This window comes from Saonia sp., from assembly GCF_056326165.1.
This window is the reverse complement of record NZ_JBWFBN010000003.1, coordinates 216,507-234,068: the sequence shown is the minus strand read 5'-3', so window position 1 is coordinate 234,068 and position 17,562 is coordinate 216,507. Positions and strand designations below refer to the sequence as shown.

16 protein-coding genes are annotated in these 17,562 nt (G+C 35.8%); 3 read left to right on the top strand and 13 right to left on the bottom strand.

Translation table 11 applies throughout. The annotated features are described in order from the left end of the window. The first annotated feature begins 895 nt into the window (after nt 1–895). Nucleotides 896–1,033, top strand: a complete 138-nt coding sequence (locus tag AC000W_RS05070; RefSeq protein ID WP_474746580.1) for a hypothetical protein — start codon at nt 896–898, stop codon at nt 1,031–1,033. A 53-nt stretch (nt 1,034–1,086) separates the two neighbouring features. Here AC000W_RS05070 and AC000W_RS05065 read toward each other — a convergent pair whose 3' ends face one another. After that, a complete protein-coding gene (locus tag AC000W_RS05065; protein ID WP_474746579.1) occupies nt 1,087–1,878 on the bottom strand; it encodes a hypothetical protein in 792 nt (263 codons plus the stop codon). Nucleotides 1,879–2,086: 208 nt separating this feature from the next. Here AC000W_RS05065 and AC000W_RS05060 point away from each other — a divergent pair, with 208 nt between their 5' ends. Beyond that, complete coding sequence (locus AC000W_RS05060; RefSeq protein WP_474746577.1) at nt 2,087–2,506, top strand: TonB-dependent receptor plug domain-containing protein; 420 nt, start codon at nt 2,087–2,089, stop codon at nt 2,504–2,506. A gap of 39 nt (nt 2,507–2,545) precedes the next feature. Here AC000W_RS05060 and AC000W_RS05055 read toward each other — a convergent pair whose 3' ends face one another. The 11 genes from AC000W_RS05055 to AC000W_RS05005 form a co-directional block, all read right to left on the bottom strand. After that, nucleotides 2,546–3,439 (bottom strand): carboxylesterase family protein, encoded by an 894-nt coding sequence (locus AC000W_RS05055; protein ID WP_474746576.1) that lies wholly within the window; start codon nt 3,437–3,439, stop codon nt 2,546–2,548. Between the two features lie 12 nt (nt 3,440–3,451). Beyond that, a complete protein-coding gene (locus AC000W_RS05050) occupies nt 3,452–4,138 on the bottom strand; it encodes a 3-keto-disaccharide hydrolase (RefSeq protein WP_474746575.1) in 687 nt (228 codons plus the stop codon). Between the two features lie 19 nt (nt 4,139–4,157). Next, on the bottom strand, nt 4,158–4,967 hold the full coding sequence (locus AC000W_RS05045; protein ID WP_474746573.1) for a 3-keto-disaccharide hydrolase: 810 nt from the start codon (nt 4,965–4,967) through the stop codon (nt 4,158–4,160). A gap of 135 nt (nt 4,968–5,102) precedes the next feature. Beyond that, entirely contained in the window at nt 5,103–5,969 is an 867-nt protein-coding gene (locus tag AC000W_RS05040; protein ID WP_474746572.1) for a Nif3-like dinuclear metal center hexameric protein, read from the bottom strand. A gap of 11 nt (nt 5,970–5,980) precedes the next feature. Then, on the bottom strand, nt 5,981–6,856 hold the full coding sequence (locus AC000W_RS05035) for an alpha/beta fold hydrolase (RefSeq protein WP_474746571.1): 876 nt from the start codon (nt 6,854–6,856) through the stop codon (nt 5,981–5,983). 3 nt (nt 6,857–6,859) lie between these two features. Beyond that, complete coding sequence (locus AC000W_RS05030) at nt 6,860–7,627, bottom strand: ThuA domain-containing protein (protein WP_474746569.1); 768 nt, start codon at nt 7,625–7,627, stop codon at nt 6,860–6,862. 16 nt (nt 7,628–7,643) lie between these two features. Next, nucleotides 7,644–9,602: a glycoside hydrolase family 97 protein gene (locus tag AC000W_RS05025; RefSeq protein WP_474746568.1), complete on the bottom strand. Its 1,959-nt coding sequence runs from the start codon at nt 9,600–9,602 to the stop codon at nt 7,644–7,646. 10 nt (nt 9,603–9,612) lie between these two features. Continuing rightward, nucleotides 9,613–10,494: an SMP-30/gluconolactonase/LRE family protein gene (locus tag AC000W_RS05020; RefSeq protein ID WP_474746567.1), complete on the bottom strand. Its 882-nt coding sequence runs from the start codon at nt 10,492–10,494 to the stop codon at nt 9,613–9,615. A 42-nt stretch (nt 10,495–10,536) separates the two neighbouring features. Then, nucleotides 10,537–11,571 (bottom strand): DUF3500 domain-containing protein, encoded by a 1,035-nt coding sequence (locus AC000W_RS05015; protein ID WP_474746566.1) that lies wholly within the window; start codon nt 11,569–11,571, stop codon nt 10,537–10,539. Between the two features lie 115 nt (nt 11,572–11,686). Continuing rightward, a complete protein-coding gene (locus AC000W_RS05010) occupies nt 11,687–12,907 on the bottom strand; it encodes a T9SS type B sorting domain-containing protein (RefSeq protein WP_474746564.1) in 1,221 nt (406 codons plus the stop codon). Nucleotides 12,908–12,932: 25 nt separating this feature from the next. Beyond that, complete coding sequence (locus tag AC000W_RS05005; protein ID WP_474746563.1) at nt 12,933–14,513, bottom strand: trehalase family glycosidase; 1,581 nt, start codon at nt 14,511–14,513, stop codon at nt 12,933–12,935. A gap of 87 nt (nt 14,514–14,600) precedes the next feature. Between AC000W_RS05005 and AC000W_RS05000 the strand changes: the two genes are divergently transcribed. Then, nucleotides 14,601–15,239: a GntR family transcriptional regulator gene (locus tag AC000W_RS05000; protein WP_474746562.1), complete on the top strand. Its 639-nt coding sequence runs from the start codon at nt 14,601–14,603 to the stop codon at nt 15,237–15,239. A gap of 13 nt (nt 15,240–15,252) precedes the next feature. Here AC000W_RS05000 and AC000W_RS04995 read toward each other — a convergent pair whose 3' ends face one another. Continuing rightward, nucleotides 15,253–17,391, bottom strand: a complete 2,139-nt coding sequence (locus tag AC000W_RS04995) for a carbohydrate binding family 9 domain-containing protein (protein WP_474746561.1) — start codon at nt 17,389–17,391, stop codon at nt 15,253–15,255. Between the last annotated feature and the right edge of the window lie 171 nt (nt 17,392–17,562).

Sequence of the window (17,562 nt, the reverse complement as noted above, 5' to 3'; positions counted from 1 at the left end):
CAGGTATGGAACGGTCAAATGAAAAGAACAGAAATTACTTAAGTGAATATTGGGATTTGAATCATAAATCACTTGAACCCCTAAAGAATTTCTTGATTTTGAATTTATCTTTATAGGCTTTTGGCCTAAGAGAATTTTGGTAAAACAATAGGTGAGGAGAGCGGCCATATTCTAGAGGGCTCGCAATACAGTCTAATGACCTGTATAATGTTTAAAGAAGTTCAAAAGCAGTCTTAAGAGTTAGAATGCTTTCTAGAATATAGCGACTGAGCCGTACATTGTTTCTAAAATTATCTGTAAGCCTTGATTTTTTTGTTTCTTTTTTTATCAAGAAAAAAAGATAAAAGAAACGCTTGCTGGTTATAGTATTTAATTCCTATTTTACATAATGTTAAAAGTGCTAAAGAAAAGATTCAATCAAGACGAGAGGTTAGCAAGGGCTAAGAATTTTGCTCGGAGAGAAAATTTTAGCTGTTGCGACAAGCTGACGAGAATCTCGTAGAAAAAAATCTTGCAGACATTTCATCGAATACGAGAATTTTAAATGAATCTAAAAGGTTAGCATTTAAATGGCGTTGGCAAGCTCAGTATAAACTCAGGCAAGCGTTGGATAATTGTGTGTAAAATAAATTGCCAGAGCAATTTGATTTTATAAAACAATCGAGCGTTTGGTAGCGGCTATTTTACATAACGACTAATTATAGCTATCATTTGATTCAACCTTTGTGGAATTTCGCCAGCGCGCCATCATTCTTAAATATTGCTTCATCCACTGGATAAACCAATATTATAAAATGTACTATAATTTATATTATGTAAAATAGAAAGTTTTATAGATTGACAAACTACTCTCTTGTCCCTTTTGTATATTATATATAAATACTAATTTTAAAGTATGGAAAAATTAATAAGAGCTGTTCTTGCAGGTATTGGAGCCAAAAAAATTGGTGGCGGTAAATGTAGTTGTGTTGGTACTGTTGTGGTCTTTATTATTTTATATTGGCTATTGGGATATGTTTTTAAAGTATTCTAAACAAAAAGCCCAGTAATTAAACTGGGCTTTTATTATTCTATGTTTATCATTTGTTAGTTATCCAAATGAATTTCTTTAACTACTCCATTGGGATATGTCATTGTCGCTAAATCATCACATTCTCCATCTCCAAAATCAATATCCACGGTCAATCCATTTTTACTAAATGTTGCCGCACCTGTTGTAAAGTACGTGCATGACAAGTTACCAACAAGCATATCTGTAACATCAATGTTATAGGTATCATTATTAACTTTTATGGTCCAAGTGCCATCAACAGAAAAAGTGCTAGTTTCAAAACTTTCACCAAATTCAAACCCAAATTCCTTAGTACCATTCACGGAAATAACATCCTCATTTTCCATAACCACGGTCATATCACTGGTAACAGTAAATGCATAGGAGTTAGCTTCCATATTACTGTCAAATGAAAAACTTCTGGTACCATTGATTAATATATCTCCTACAGAGAAGTCTGTATAGGTAGCAGTAAAGGTTGTACTCCCCTCACCTTGACCATATAGAACCGTTATGGTTCCATTCATAAGTTTGCCATCCAATGCCGTACAATCCGTAAACGTTAGGGTAAAACCAGTTTCTCCATGAGCACCCTCATAGCATTCTGCTGATTTTTGGGTAGTTTTTCCTGAGATGGAATTAGCGTCAATATATACATCTGAAACAATGGTATCTGCTATTCCAGCAATATCATCGGCCTCTAGGACAGTTCTAACCTGTGCACCTGTTATTTCTTGTTCATTTATGCTCTCATTGTCTTTACTACAGCCAATAGCTAGAATTAAGGTAAACACATATAAGATTCTTGTAAAACTATTCTTTTTCATTCTTAGTAAGTTTTGATTACCTAGAATAAACGATTTGCTTCATTTTTTAGTGCATTTATACTTGTTTTATCGATGACTTGCCACTCTCGAACGCTTTTTAATGTCAACCCTACTCCAATTAAGCTGCTAGTTCTCCTATTGAACAGAATTGAACACTACTTTTTTGGCATTTTTTAGTACCTTTAAGAAGTTATAATCTAATTTTTTTATGAAAATCCAAAATTTTGTCCTGATAGCTCTACTCCTTGTTTTAGGAAGTTGTAAAAGCACTGGAGATACTGCAAAAATGAATATTCCAGTTGAGGAAACAGAAAAAAATACCATTACAAACCTACAACCAGAAATTTCTTTGGCCGATTATCTTAGACGTTTCTCAGGTGTTTCCGTACGAGGAAGTGGTTCAGACGTTTCCATTTTAATTAGGTCTGGCGGAAATTCGATTAATATGTCCTCTGAACCTATGTTTTTAGTCAATGGCAATCAATTCAATAGCTCATTTTCTGAATTGTCAAGTATTATTGCAGTCAATGATATAAAATCTGTTCGAATCTATAAAGATGCTTCTGAAACAGCATTTTATGGGGTTAGAGGTGCCAATGGGGTAATAGATATTAGGTTAAAGGATTAAGTAACGAAGAGTTCCAAGTTGTAGATCAAAAATACATACTTACTCCCCTCTTTTATTCGCAAACATCCAAGGGATTAGCTCTGGCTCATTAAAAGCTTTCGTAAAAGACTGCCCATGATTGGCTCCGTCATATTCTGTGTATTTAACTGTGGCTCCTGCATCTGTTAATAATTTATACATGGTTCTGGAACCTTCTACTGGATTACCCTCATCACTTCCTCCATGGAATATCCAAAAAGGGATATGCTTAATTTTTTCTACCTGATTTGGGTCCGAATACCCAGCCATTGGTACTGCGGCTGCAAACAAATCTGGTCTCCGAGCTGTATATTCCCAAGTGCCAAAACCACCCATTGATTTTCCAATAATGTAAACACGATCAGTATCTATGGGTAAATTTTTAATAAGAGAATCAATAAGCTCTAATGTTGCCGCCCCAGATTCTGAAGGTTCTGGGTTCATTGTATATGAACCGTCATCCCCTAGCCCCAAAAAAGGCGTTTCAGGTGTGTTACCTACCCATTTTGCCCATTCTTCATTAATAGTTTTATCAGAACATTGTGGTGCCAATACATAACTAGGGTATTTAGCCTGCATATTAGGTGCGACCAATGACATTTCATTCATAAATAATCCGGTGCTCTTATAGATTTGAGTGCCGTTATCAGTGCCGCGATCTCCCCTACCATGTAAAAAGACAACCAATGGCACTTTTTTTTGTTGCGCAGTTGGACTAAACAAACGGTATGGAAGTTCTAGATTGTTGGTGGCTTTAAAAGATTTTCTTGCCAATACACTATCTATATTGCTTGCCACCCATGCCAAGGTTTCTTCATTAGTTAATGCTTTCTGGAGCTCTTTCTTTTTGTTCTCTGTTTTACATCCAAAAATTATTGTAACAAATAGAAAGCACGCTATGAGTTTCTTGGTCATATAAAGTGGAATTTAAAGCCTTCTAATTTTAATGTTCTTATACCACACTTTTTGTCCGTGATGTTGAAACATAATATGACCAACTTTAGATTTTCCATAATCGGGGTTTTCACTAAACTTACTTTTTGCTAAAAGTGCATTAAGCTCATCTCCACCAATTACATATTCAACTACTTTATTACCATTTATCCAATGTTCTACATGGTTGTTCTTTACAATTAATTTTGCGGTATTGTACTCCCCAACTGGTTTTAGTTTTTTGTTTTTAGGGGTAATTAAATCATATAAGGAACCAGCTGAGCGTTTAGGGTCTTTATCATAGAAGTCAATATCATCTAAAATTTGAAATTCAAAATCATTTAACCAATTGGGACTGTTGCCATTACCTGCTTCCATATCAAATATTTCTTGAAGGTGAAAAAAGACACCACTATTTCCAGCTTTTGAAACTTTCCATTCAAAATTCAGTTCAAAATCAGTGTACATTTCTTTAGTAACAATGTCTACATTTTGCACATCGGTAATGGTGGAAATTGCACCATCTACAACTTCCCAAGCATCAGCTGGGAAGACATCCATTTTATACCCGCGTAGTTTATCTGTATTTTCTCCATCGAACAACACTTCCCATTCTTGGGAATTAGCTGTAAATCCAAAAAGTACTACTATATAAGTTATTAATAGGTTAGAATATTTCATATTGATACTTTTCTATTTGTTAGTATTCCATTAGTTGTATCGATTTAAAATCAATAGGATGGCTGTTGGATTGTAGAGAGACATACCCATCTTTTACCCTATCATCACCATCTACAATTAACGTTTTGCCAACTTCATGGTTGGGGTCATAAGTAGGGTTTTCATAACTTAAAATTTCTTCTCCATTGACAAAATGGGATATTTTACCGTCCTTAATATCAATTTCTAAGGTTACCCATTGGTCTCCATGAAATGTTCTTTTTACGGTTGCCGGGGTGCAATAAGATGTGTTTTTAGCACCATTGACTTCTACAAAAGTACCACCAGCGCAAATTTCCCCAACGGGCCTTTCATCGGTACCATTACCTCCATGAAGATTGTATTCTAGAGAAACAGGGAAAGCTTGATTTAAACCTACAGTTTCTGGTGATTGACAATGATATTGAACACCGCTATCTCTATACCCCCATTCCGGTGCACCAAGACAGGTTTCACCAACAAAACGATATTCCACTTTTAAGCGATAGTTAGTAAGTTTTTTATTAAAGTAAAGAGCACCAAATCTATTATTGAAATTGTCTTCATAGGCATCATATCTAATACTTAAAATACCATTTTCTACTCTAAAAGTATTTCCAAAATTCTCACCTAATTCATGACCTACAATTTTCATGGTCCATCCATCTAGGTCTTTTCCATTGAACAGACTGGTCCATTTACTAACTTCTTCTATTTGGGTTTCAGCTTCTTTGGGAGCTTCAGATTTTTTTCCCTTGCAGGAAACAGAAAAAAATAAAGAAAGGAATAAGAATGTGATTGTGTAGCGCATTGGTTTGGTTTTAGTTGATTGATACTAAAATACTAAAAACATGGTCGTTAGTTAAAAAATTAAGATATTATTAGCATTAGCAATATTCGAATAAGATGCTGTATATAATGATATAGAAATGTTAGAATATAATGGTTATTTCGGCGTCCAAAATGGATCTCCAGCCTCGATAAATTCAATTGGAATTTCTGTAATAAAATTTTTGAGCCATTCTGCACAGTAGTCCATTCCTGCTTCTTCAGAATTTGCATGGCCAATAATGATAAGTGCTTTCTTTTTACCTAGGGTCACGGCGTCACGTACATATTCTACGGTTTCCCATTCATGGGTTTCCCCTATAATAAGGACTTCTACATCATCTCTTTGCAAACTTCGTATTTGTGAAGTAGAACCAGCTGCGCCTAACACAAGTCCGACATTTGTAATTTTCATTTCAGGATTTCCAACAATTCGAATGGTTGGTGTACCAAAAGTTTCTTTTAGTTGACTCCCTAATTCGGCAATTGTTAATTCTGGTAATTTATATACATAAGGGCGTTGATGTTGTTCGTAATCACTCCAACCTAATTTACTTACAATTCCTTTAAAAACACCATCTGGTGATGTTCTATGTATGTGGTCATGAAACCTAAAAACCACCAAACCATTGTCCTTAATATATTTCTGTTTTGCTGCTACAATGGAATCTCCTTCAAACTGGTCTGTTGTATCATAATGATTATAAAAAGTGGGTTCATGGGTAATAATCATATTCAATCCCTTTTCTTTTGCTCTTTGCAATACATCCAATGTTGCTAAAAATGTGGTAGCTATACCAGTAACCTTCATTTGTGGGGTTCCACCCTTATAGGTGTCCACAGTTTCTTGACTCCATTCTACTGTTACATTCTCTTTTATTTTGGAAACAACATCATCTGCAGTTAACTCAGATTGTGCTTTACAAGAAGTACTTATCAGAATTAGTAAACCAATAAAAACATAAAGAAGTTTATTATTTTTCATAGTACATGTAATTACCTTAATACCTGGTTTAAAAATGCTATTATTTTTTGCGTGAATTCTGGTTGATAATAATCGGGCGAACCATGCCCTGCTCCATGCACCACCTCTAACTGGACCTTAACACCAGCTTTTTTAAGTGCTCCATGTAATTCGTGTGCTTGATTAATGGGAACTTGGTTGTCTTGGTCACCATGTGCAATAAACATTGGTGGGTCCATGGCATCTACTTGATAAACAGGACTTGCTAACTTTGCCAATTCTGGAGCCATATCCACAGGTTTACCCAATAAGACTGCAAGTGCTGGAGCTCTTACACTAATTCCATGCGGTGTTGATTGTTGTAGAATGGTTAAAAAATTTGAGGGGCCATATAAATCGATTGTTGCTTGTACATCAGAACTTGTGTCAAGATGGTTCCCTAAAGTTCCTTCTAAGATTGTATTCCCATTAACAGTACCTATTAACGCTGCTAAATGCCCTCCTGCAGAAGAACCAGCTATAACAATTTTAGTTGCATCATAACCATACTTTTTTTTGTTGGCTCGTAAATACCTAATAGCAGCTTTAATATCATGAATCATTGCAGGGAATGGCGCTTCAACACTCAATCTATAATCTATACTGGCCAGGGCATACCCATTTTCTAGAAGTCCTTTTGGCGGATTTTCTTTAGAACCGGAATGCCAAGCACCACCATGTACCCAAACCACCAAGTGTGGGTTAGGGTTGTTTTCTGGCAGGTAAATATCCATTAGTAGCTTTCGCTCTCCTATTTCAGCATAAATAACATCTTTGTGTTGTTGGGAAAAAACAGAAAGGCTCATAAAACAAAGAACAACCCCCGTTTTTACAAGCCTTAAACACTTAACTATTCTAATAGAATTCAAAACTTATTTTTTGATTCCTTTACCAGTAGCTGCCCAATAGATTCCTCCATATAAATGTTGTAAGAACATAGGCTCGCTATAAACACCCGAAATATGACCTAAACCTGTGAAGAAAGAACGTCCACCATCAAATTCATGATACCATGCGATTGGATGGTAACCCATACCTTCTCCAATATTATCTCCCCACTTTGCATATGGTTCATAAGTGGTTTCATCTAATGTTAGCAAAACATTTACTTCTGAGTAGTCCTCTTCTAAGAATTCATACCATTCATCTGTCCACATAAAACGTTTTGGGAAAACTTCCATTCCTGGGAAATTAGCATCGGCCACATCTAACATGGCAGTTTGTTGAGCTGGGTGGATTTTGAACATTTTCCCTACTAATTGATTGTACCATGGCCAGTCATACTCCGTATCAGAGGCTGCATGAATGCCAACATATCCTTTACCAGATTGAATGAATTTTTCAAATACTGCCTGTTGCTTATCATTGAGTACATCCGAAGTCGTATTTAAAAACACAACAACATCAATATCTTTCAAAAAGTTTTCAGTAAAGCAACGATCTGCATTTTCTTCCCATACCAAATCAAAATTATGGCGTTCTGCCAACCCACGCATTGCAGTAACACCATCATAGATGGAAGCATGGTGCCATCCAGCTGTTTTGGTGAATAAAAAGACCTTGAATTGTTTTTGTGAGAATGCCTGAAATGCGAATAACGTACATATAGCAATGGCAAAAAATGTTTTTTTAGAGTTCATAATTTAAGTTTTTAGTTTATTGTTTTGTGAGTATTGCTGCCCAACCACCTCCGGGAGCCAGTTTTATATTTAAAGACGTTGTGTTGGTAACGTCAAGATTTTCTTTTTTGTAATCCTGAGCATAGCGATTAGCATTAACACCATCTTTCATGATTTCCGCATGGTAATCTCCATCAGAAAGAAAGGAAAGGTCAACATTAAGTTCTCTTTCTGCCCAATCTGTCATAGCACCTATATACCAGCTATCCCCTTTTCTTCTTGCCATAAGCACATAATCACCAACCTTTGCATCTAATGCAATAGTTTCGTCCCAAGTAGTTGGCATTTTACTGATGAATTCTGTTGATTCCGCTTCTTTTAAATAGGTTGATGGTGAATCGCACAACATCTGTAAAGGACTTTCATAAATAACATACATTGCCAGTTGATGGCAACGCGTTCCTAAACTCATAGGACGAGGGAAGACCATTCTAAAATTGGCAAGTTGAGCATTTATCATAGCACCTGGAGTGTAATCCATGGGACCAGCAACCATTCTTGTGAACGGAAGTGTAACGTTATGTTCTGGAGAAACATCTGCACTCCATTTATTATTTTCATTTCCTTTTACACCTTCATACGATATCATATTTGGGTAAGCCCTACGCAAGCCAGCTGGCTTGTATGCCCCATGATAATCTATTAGCATTTCATATTTTGCAGCCTCTTTTACCACACGTTCATAGTAGTTAACCATTTGTTGGTCCGCACGCTGCATAAAGTCGATTTTAATGCCTTTTACGCCCCATTTTTTATAGAGTTGCAACGCAGCATCTAAGTTTTGATCAATGGGTTTCCATAAGGACCATAAAACAATACCTACGTTTTTTTCCTTGCCATAATTTACAAGGACCGGCACATCAATTTCTGGGTTAGATTCTAGAACATTGGTTGTGGTTTTGGACCAACCTTCATCCAGTATTATATAATCTAGCCCATATTTTGCTGCAAAATCAATGTAATATTTATACGTATCGGTATTATCTCCAGATTTAAAATCTACCCCATAAATATTATTTGCATTATACCAATCCCAAGCAACCTTCCCTGGTTTTATCCAATCTGTACTTTCTAGTTGAAGTGGACGTGCAAGTTTATATACCAATTCGCTTTCCAAAATTTGTCTATCATCATCCGTAATTACAAATGTTCTCCAGGGAAAGCTTCTTTTTCCTGAAGTTTTAGCGATATAATCTTCAGAAATAATTACCTCATTACGGTCTTCTGCTCCTGGTGCCGGTTTTGCTTCTTTAACAGCTTTTGGAAAACTAGCTGTAAATCCATTACCATTGGTTCCATAAAGAAACATTCCTGGATAGTCATACAAATCAGATTCTGTTACTACAATTTTTACATCATCCACTTCCATTAAGGCAGGAAGCGAAGCAAATTTTGATGTTGAAAGTGTATCTATTTTGGTTGGTATGTATGCTCTTTCGTAATGCGAAACTAAGGTTTCCTCTTCTGGAAAAAGACTGGTTGTATTAACTGGAAAATTTATATCCGCTATTTCATTCTTAATCGTAATTTCTTTACCCAATTTGGTTATAAAACGATAGGCAACACCATCATTATAGGCTCTAAATTCTACAGAGAAACCATTTTTAAAGGTCAAGGTCAGTTGTTTGTACTTATCCTCTATTGTAGCATTTTTTTGAGCTATAACTGGTTTTATGGAACTATCCGTAAAGGTTTCTACTGCTTTCCTTACGATAGCACTATGGCCCAAAATTTTACCACTACCAAGCTCCAATGCAATTTCACTTTCAGTAATAACTTCTTTTCCCTTGTATGAGACCGACCAATTAAGTTTTGGTACAATGTTTACTGATATTTTTAAATTTTCATCATAAGAACTAAGCGTGTAATCCTGTGAAAAAAGATATGTGGAGCTATATAAGCACAGCACCACTAGCCAAATCATTTTTTTGTTCATGTTAAATAGTTTACTTGCTAAGCTCGTAGGCTGTTAATCCGTTTTTATAAAAAGTTGGAATCAATAACAAGTTTTTTTCTTGAATAAATTCAATATCCGCCGCTCCAATTTCTTCTGCACTTGTATCCAACAAAATCTTTTTGCTCCAATCTGCATTTACTAAATGTATTTGCCCTTGCCAGCTAGAGACTAAGTACGACCCGTCCCCTACTGCTTCAATACCATCAGGGTTTTCTATCCCTTCAGTTTTTACAGTAATCTCATTAGTGGCCAAATCTACCGTATTCAACGTTTTGTCATTCCATAAAGCCATTAAAAAGGTGTCGCCGTCGCTCAGTAATCCATTAGGCCCCGCTAAACCTTCCAAGAGTTTGGTAGCTGTGCCATTTTCATAAATAAAGAAGTTTCCTCCATTAGAATCGCTTATATACACTTTGCCATCTACGGTAGTTGTAATATCATTTAAGAAAACGGAACCTTCAATTGGGATTGTTTTAGAAACTTGGCCAGCTTCAATATCAATTTCAACTAAATTGGTAATATCTGTAACATATAGTTTATTCCCAACAATGCCTAGTCCTTTTGGGGCATCTAAACCAGAAATCCAGTTTACTTCAGTTATTTCCCCATCTAGGTTCACTTTTGATATGAACCCAACTCCGTCAGCTTCATCTGGAACACCAGCTATGTTAGAAACATAGAGAATATCTCTTTTGCTATCATAGATAACAGATTCTGATGTTGTTAAAAGGGTATCTGTTGTCCATTTAAGAGTTAATGCAGCTTCCTTTATTTCTTCTACCTCAGAAACAACAGTTTCTGCTTTTTTCTTTTCTTTACACGAGCCAAATAGTACAACTACTATTAAGGCAAAAGCATTTAAGTACTTCATCTTTTTAGGTTGATTATTGTTAATAAAAAAATTTAGAATCAATTAATGATGATGGTCTGAATTCTCATAATGTTCTTTAATAAGATTTCTTCCAAAATCGCCATCAAAATCTCTCCAAACAGCGTGGATATGATTCGCATTGTTTTGCGAATTGTCAAATTCGATTAAAAAAGTCTGTCCTTGAATTCTATAGTAATGTGCTTTGCCCAATCCCACTTCTTTGGCACCGGCCCACGCAAAGTAAATGTCAGCAAGTTCTTCGGATTCAATTTTAGCGCCCCTTTCAACCGCCACTTTATCCGGAGCAGAAGAAATATACTCATTGATTAACTGGAATACCATTTTTTGTTGAATAGCATCCAAATCTGATACAGCGATGCCCTCATTCTCCATTGGTGAAACCTCAGTTTTGTTAAGGGATAAAATGTCATTATAAGTAGAATCTTGGATTATGGCCTTCTCTTGTTGTTCCTCGTTAAGAAGGTTGATGAGTTTTATGCCTAAATCTTGCTCATCTACCAAAGAACGATGCCCTTTTCGTGGACCTTCCATCACTACGGCAGGGTTTGCACCAAAAAACATGGGTACATACGTAACTTCATCACCACTGATGGTAAAATTTAAAGAAACATGATGTCCTTCAAAAGCCCAACTCCATGGTTTTTCAGAATTTGGCTCTCCATAAAATGTAGTATAATAGCGCCCTGTATCTCTAAAAACATGATCATTGGTAAGGTCGCCTAATATGCCTTCAACTTCTATGGCACCCATAGCCTTTTCATACCCACTAGCGCTTAGATAAGTTTTTAATAGTTTGTGAACTAATTCTTTTTGAACATCCGTTAGTTCTTTTAAAGGAATCCCTTCACGCTTGAACATAGTTGACGGAAAAAAGTGCCAGTCTGTTCTTAGTGAGTCATTTTGCTTAAGCAAGGTCTTTGCTTTTTGTTCAGCATCAAGAGAATTTAAAAATAGGGTTGCAATATCATCAGGGGCGTTATCTTCTGTTTTTTTCTTTTGAGCACAACTTGTTGATAAAAGAACAGAACATAATAAAAATGCAATATAGTGTTTCATTAGATTGGTTTTTGTTATTTAAAAGTTTTGGTTTTTGGATATTTAATAAAAAATAAAGGTACAAGTTAGTTTTTTAGAAAATAAGAAGCATCAATTTAAACGTTCTTTTAACACTTTATCTTTTGAGCATAAAAAACCCGCTTTGTTCAAAGCCATCTTCCAAATTTGCTATATACCAATAAGTGTCTGAAGGCATCATTTTCCCGTTAAAAGTTCCATTCCAAGATTGGCCGGCCAACAGTTGTTTTAACAGCTTGCCATATCTGTTAAAAATAAAGACTTGGGTGATTGGAAAGTCCGTATCCTCGGTTACTATCCATAAATCATTGATACCATCATTATTTGGTGTGAAGAATTTTGGAAGGACTACTGATGGTTCTATTAATTCCCCTTCCACTGTAAAAGCCTCTATACAATTATGGGCAATCTCGTCATCATTGTATGGCACTAGGGTCACAACTATTCTTTGCCCTTCTGGCAATGGATTTGTAAACTCAAAACTAGTTACGTTTCCTAAATCTGCATTGTTAACAATGTCCACACCACCGGTTGTAGTACCAACAGATAACAAATAACCAGTAGCATCAGCCACAGGAAACCAAGACAATCCGGTAGTTGTAGAAACACCTATTTCTCCATTTCTTGGAGAAATCAATAGTGAACACTCCAATGGCAGAGGTGGCGGAGGGGCATCACCAGTTCTAAATGAAATAGGGGTGCATCCTACGGCAGGGCCATAACTGTTATACGGAATCATGGTCACAAAATAAAGTGTATTCGGCTTAAAATCTGGCGGTTTATAATTAGTGCCATTACCAACATCCACATTGTCCAAAAGTCTAACGCCACCAACAAAATTTTCTTCAATCAACATTCTGTATCCAGTTGCACTAAAATCTCTTATCCATGTAATATTAGCAGTAACCGACACCAAGGTTGCACCATCGGTAGGGTCTATAATGTTTGTGCATCGTGGAGGGGAAATTGCAATTGTTGAAAATCTGAATTCCATACAATTTGTTGCAGGCCCAAAGGAATTTACGGGAGTAATATTGACATATATATTACTAATTGGAGGTAAGTCCGAAACAAAAGTATATGCAGTTACATTACCAACATCTAAATTGTCTACTATGTCCGTGGCTCCAGATGCAGTACCTACTGTTAAAATATAACTGGTAGCGTTAGGGGAAACATCCCATTGGATAACAACATCAAGAGGGACATTGAACTCAAAATTTACCGGAAAACTAAGCTGAGTGCAATCTGGTACTTGTGCAGCTCCTTTTATAGAGATAATGCATAACGCAATATATAAAAAGAACCTACCTGCCATAACTACATGAAATTGCTAAGTTTTATTAATCCATATCCTCTAAAAGCTTTTTAAAACCCAAAGCAACCCCATTGGTCCAACCAAAACCATCTTGAGTTTTATACTCACCACCTCCAGAAAGTAAGCTGGTGTCCTCTACATTGTATTTCTCCATCATTTTACCAGTATTCTTATATACTTTTTCATTAATGAGCAACCATCTTTCCATTATTTCCTTTGCTTCACTCTTATACCCATACTCAAGCAATCCATTCACAGCAATCCATTGTAATGGTGCCCACCCATTTGGAGCATCCCATTGTTGTCCAGTGTTTTTAAGAGTGGTTAACAAACCTCCATCCTTTAAAAAGTCGTTCATTAACCTATTCCTTACATCTTTAGCTTGTTCTGGGGAAGCTACCCCAAAGAATAATGGATAAGCTGCAGCTAGTGTTTGCTCATCTGTTGTGGATTTTAATTTGAAATCATAATCCATAAAAAATGCCAGTTCATTGTCCCAAAACAAATCGCGTATAATTTCCTTTCTGGCGGTTGCTTTTTCTTGATATAAGGTTTGATTCTCTTTATCTCCTTTTAAACCATACCCATCAGAAATTTTCTTTTCCATGAAGTATATAAGACAGTTTAAATCTACAGGTAAAATTGTTGTCGTTGTAGTGGAACCAAAGTCATCTGCACCATACCACCGGCTGGAATAATCCCATCCAGAAGCTGCTCCGGACCTTAAATTATTATAAAGTAATTCTTTTTCTTCTAGAGTTTTTAATTCACTGGCTAAATGAACATCTTCTTTATAAGCCTCGGGTCTTGGGGTGTATTTATTGTCCCAATATCTATTTAAAGTGCGATTTCCATCAAGTTTAACAACTTGTTTTATAGCTTGGCTATCTAATGACACTTCAGAAAACCCAGACATCCAAAATTCATATTCCTTTATCATTGTTGGTAAGTACTCCAAAAGAAGTGTGCTATCATTTTTGGATAAAGCATCAACCATAACACTATAAAATGGAGGTTGTGAACGAGAAAGGAAGTAATCACGTGTGCCATTAGGTATAAAACCAATGGTGTTTATAAGGTGACTAAAATTGTCTACCATATCTTTTGCTAATTCATTTTCTCCGTCAACCAATAGCCCTTCCATGGTGAAGTAACTGTCCCAATAATATATTTCTTGAAAACGTCCGCCAGGAACCACATAATCATGCGGCAAAACTATTCTTGATGAGTGCGTATATATAGAATCTGGATTTCGGGTTAATTTTCCCCACATAGCACTAATATGCTCATACATGGTTTTGGTTGTATCAGTTTTAAACTCCAGCGCTTTCATAGAATTATCAACAAAATTCTCCTCAACAAAATTCTTTAAGTTGAAACCGACTTCCTTTTTCTCTTTTTCGTACAGAGAAACCAATTCTGCGTGAGACTTTATAGGCAATAAATCAACAAAGGTTTTAGAGTCTTCATAAATAGCGGCAGTCTGAATGTCTTTGAACAATTGCGTTTCATAAAAGTTAATTACTTCTATTTTTTTTGCAGACTCAGTTTTGCAAGCTATTGTAATAGTAAATAAAAGGATAAGCGTAATACGGGTAATTTTCATAGGTTTTTTTTAGTGGGGTCAAATATAATCCATATTTTAATATAGGGTTAACTAGATTAATCGTATACGATATGGTATTTTTGATGTATGATTCAAAAAGCAAACTTTAGAGATCAAGTAAGACAACACCTGTTGAATGAGATGCAAAAAGGTGAACTGCACCTTGGAAAGACTATTAACCTTGCTGCATTAGCAAGAAAATTGGATGTGAGTGTTACTCCTATTCGTGAAGCTTTAACGCAGCTTCAACAATCACAGGTTATTAAAGCAATTCCTAATAGAGGTTTTATAATTTCTGAATTAAACTCATCTGAGGCAAAAAACATATACGAACTTGTGGCCAATATGGAGGCCTTGGCTTTGGAAGAATCAGAGTTTGATGAAGTGGGAATAACACAACTTAAAAATCAACAAAAAATTTTTCAAAATTCTAACAGTCCGTTAGAGCAGGTGAATGCAGATATGGAGTTCCACCGATTATTGACAAGTAACTATAAAAATAATATTGCCCAACAAATAATTTTGGACCTTAAGACCCGTATCTTTTTTTATGAAAAGGAATTGGCAAAGAATACTGAGTTTTACAACAATGCCCATAACCAGCACGACTCTATGATTAATGCAATTGAAGATAATAACAAACCTACGGCTGCATTGATTTTAAAAATGAATTGGCTACAAAGTTTAGGGTATATGCAGAAGTTAATGGTGCCAGTAACAACATAAGGATATTGACTTTCTAATTTAACCAATAGGTCAATTTTAGGGTTAGTGACCAACTTTTTCCATCATAAGGTTCCAATAAATGGTTGTTTGTGTAAACTATGAATAAATCCGAAGCTGGTTTGTATCGCCATTGAAAGCGTGAATTCCAATTAAAGTTTTTTGATTGTTCATTGTATTGAAACAGGTTGGCAAAAAATAATTTGTTAGTGAGTGTAACATCCACTTCAGAGCCAATTAACCAAAATTCAGTTGTATTCCATGGTTCAGGTAATTTAATATTGTTATAGCTTAAATTGGATGTTAAACTTACATAGGGTTGAAAACGATATCCAATTTCAGTAGTAATATTTGTCCTGTTCCCATCTAAATAATATCCTCCAAACCGTCCACCCAAAGTATATGTAAATACACTTTGTGGTTTGGAATTGTATTCAAATCTCATAGCGTTCCAACTGTGTTTGGTTCCAGTATCAAGTAACTCTTTCCCAGAACGTGTAGGGTCAAAAGGTTCCAATAATTCCACATACTCATCAACTACATCTATCGTTAGGCTACTTCGATTTCTAAAATTCAGTCCATATTGTATGCTGCTTTGGTTATCTGTTTTTTTCATCTTTTCATTAAAAAAGTAACTAGTGTTCAATACAGGACCATGACTTAATATGCTTCCTTTTTTGTGAAAGAACAAATGACCAATAAATGATTGCATGTTTATATAGCCATTCCTTGGCACAAAGCCCACTTCTGCTGTATACCTCTCTCCTACTGATTCTTCCTGGATTCGCCAATTCCATTTTCGGCTTTTATATTCCAGATGCGAAGCTTGAGTGATTCCGTTTCCAGTTTTATTGGGCGAAAAGGATTTAAGCACAAATGCCTTTCCAGTCCATAAATTATTAGCAGAAGCTAAATTATATTCCAACCCAACATTCCTGTTAAATTTTGGATATACTGTTCTTAAAGAATCTGTGTCCTGTGGGTAGCGCAATGATTCTTTGTCCACAAACATTAGGCCTATACTAGATCTGCTAAAAACTTTTCTTTGCAGTGATAACACCCCAAAATTTTGATTAGGCAAACCAATGGCATCGATACTGGCGGTTTGCATATCCATTACTCCCAAACGCCAGTTTTCATTTAGATTTCCACTTATCCTAGCTCCAGCTCTTATAGGGACTCCAAGCCCTATACGTCTTGAGAAAAAAGGACGGATGGTAGGGTAGCCAAAATTGGCGAACAAGTCGCCATTCTCTAAAAAGAATTGTCGCTTTTCTGGAAAGAACAGTTCAAACCTGTCCAAATTTGCTACTTGACGGTCCACTTCTACTTGGGAAAAATCAGGGTTGACGGTTAAATCCAAATTAAGGGAAGAAGTCAAGCTTATTTTTACATCCCCCCCAACTTTAATTTCATTGGATTCCTGTCCTTCTATATTTTTATCCAAACCACTCAAAACATAAGGTATTACAGATATATTGGTTCCCGGGGATGGTGGTGGCCTATCCCATACCAAAACGCCTGAATATGCCATGGATGATGTTGGAAATTGCCTAGGAACAGGTGTCCAACTGGACTTTTCACTTGCCTTAAGATCCAACCTGCTAAAATTAATTCCCCATTCTTTTACCCCATCTTTGTATCTAATTGATTTAAATGGAAGAGCCATTTCAAAAACCCATTTATCATCTTCCCTTACAACTTGAGAAACCCATTTACTGTCCCAATTTAAATCTATTCGACTACCTTCATACATGGTTCCATCCCATTGCGCCCCAGCTGCATTGGACCCAAAAGAAAACCCAGTGGTCTGGTTGTTGAATGGGTCTAGGAAAAATAAAAAATTATCGTTTTTGCCAAATGAAAAATCCCGTCGTAAGGATTCAACATAGTTGGGATTAGGAGTGCTGTTATAAAATGTTGCAACTAGATAGATATTTTTATCATCATATGCCATGCGAATTTCAGACTGTTCATTTGCTTTACCTTCATCCATAGGTAAGACCATAAAAAAGTCATTGGCTGCATCTGTATTTTTCCAAGCATCATCATTTGCAATACCATCAATAACAATTGGAGAGGTAGCTTTGCGAATGTTTAACCGAAAATTTTCATTCTCTTTTTGAGCATTTAAATTGAACACAAACAGACTCACAAATAAACATTTAATAAAGGTATTCATAAAAAAAATGTAGTTGTTGTGAGCTGTCTTGGGGAAACTCTTGTTATTAATTTTAAAAGTAGCTATTTTAAATAGAAATATGGTTCAAAAAAAAGTTAGCAACAAACAATTGAATATAAAACAACATTTTTAATTATTGTACGT

Excerpts from the sequence above, each read along its gene's own strand:
- AC000W_RS05010 (WP_474746564.1), bottom strand. The coding sequence starts at position 12,907 with ATGGCAGGTAGGTTCTTTTTATATATTGCGTTATGCATTATCTCTATA.
- AC000W_RS05025 (WP_474746568.1), bottom strand. The coding sequence starts at position 9,602 with ATGAACAAAAAAATGATTTGGCTAGTGGTGCTGTGCTTATATAGCTCC.
- AC000W_RS05020 (WP_474746567.1), bottom strand. The coding sequence starts at position 10,494 with ATGAAGTACTTAAATGCTTTTGCCTTAATAGTAGTTGTACTATTTGGC.
- AC000W_RS05055 (WP_474746576.1), bottom strand. The coding sequence starts at position 3,439 with ATGACCAAGAAACTCATAGCGTGCTTTCTATTTGTTACAATAATTTTT.
- AC000W_RS05050 (WP_474746575.1), bottom strand. The coding sequence starts at position 4,138 with ATGAAATATTCTAACCTATTAATAACTTATATAGTAGTACTTTTTGGA.
- AC000W_RS05070 (WP_474746580.1), top strand. The coding sequence starts at position 896 with ATGGAAAAATTAATAAGAGCTGTTCTTGCAGGTATTGGAGCCAAAAAA.
- AC000W_RS05015 (WP_474746566.1), bottom strand. The coding sequence starts at position 11,571 with ATGAAACACTATATTGCATTTTTATTATGTTCTGTTCTTTTATCAACA.
- AC000W_RS05030 (WP_474746569.1), bottom strand. The coding sequence starts at position 7,627 with ATGAACTCTAAAAAAACATTTTTTGCCATTGCTATATGTACGTTATTC.
- AC000W_RS05065 (WP_474746579.1), bottom strand. The coding sequence starts at position 1,878 with ATGAAAAAGAATAGTTTTACAAGAATCTTATATGTGTTTACCTTAATT.
- AC000W_RS05040 (WP_474746572.1), bottom strand. The coding sequence starts at position 5,969 with ATGAAAAATAATAAACTTCTTTATGTTTTTATTGGTTTACTAATTCTG.
- AC000W_RS05005 (WP_474746563.1), bottom strand. The coding sequence starts at position 14,513 with ATGAAAATTACCCGTATTACGCTTATCCTTTTATTTACTATTACAATA.
- AC000W_RS05000 (WP_474746562.1), top strand. The coding sequence starts at position 14,601 with ATGATTCAAAAAGCAAACTTTAGAGATCAAGTAAGACAACACCTGTTG.
- AC000W_RS05060 (WP_474746577.1), top strand. The coding sequence starts at position 2,087 with ATGAAAATCCAAAATTTTGTCCTGATAGCTCTACTCCTTGTTTTAGGA.
- AC000W_RS05045 (WP_474746573.1), bottom strand. The coding sequence starts at position 4,967 with ATGCGCTACACAATCACATTCTTATTCCTTTCTTTATTTTTTTCTGTT.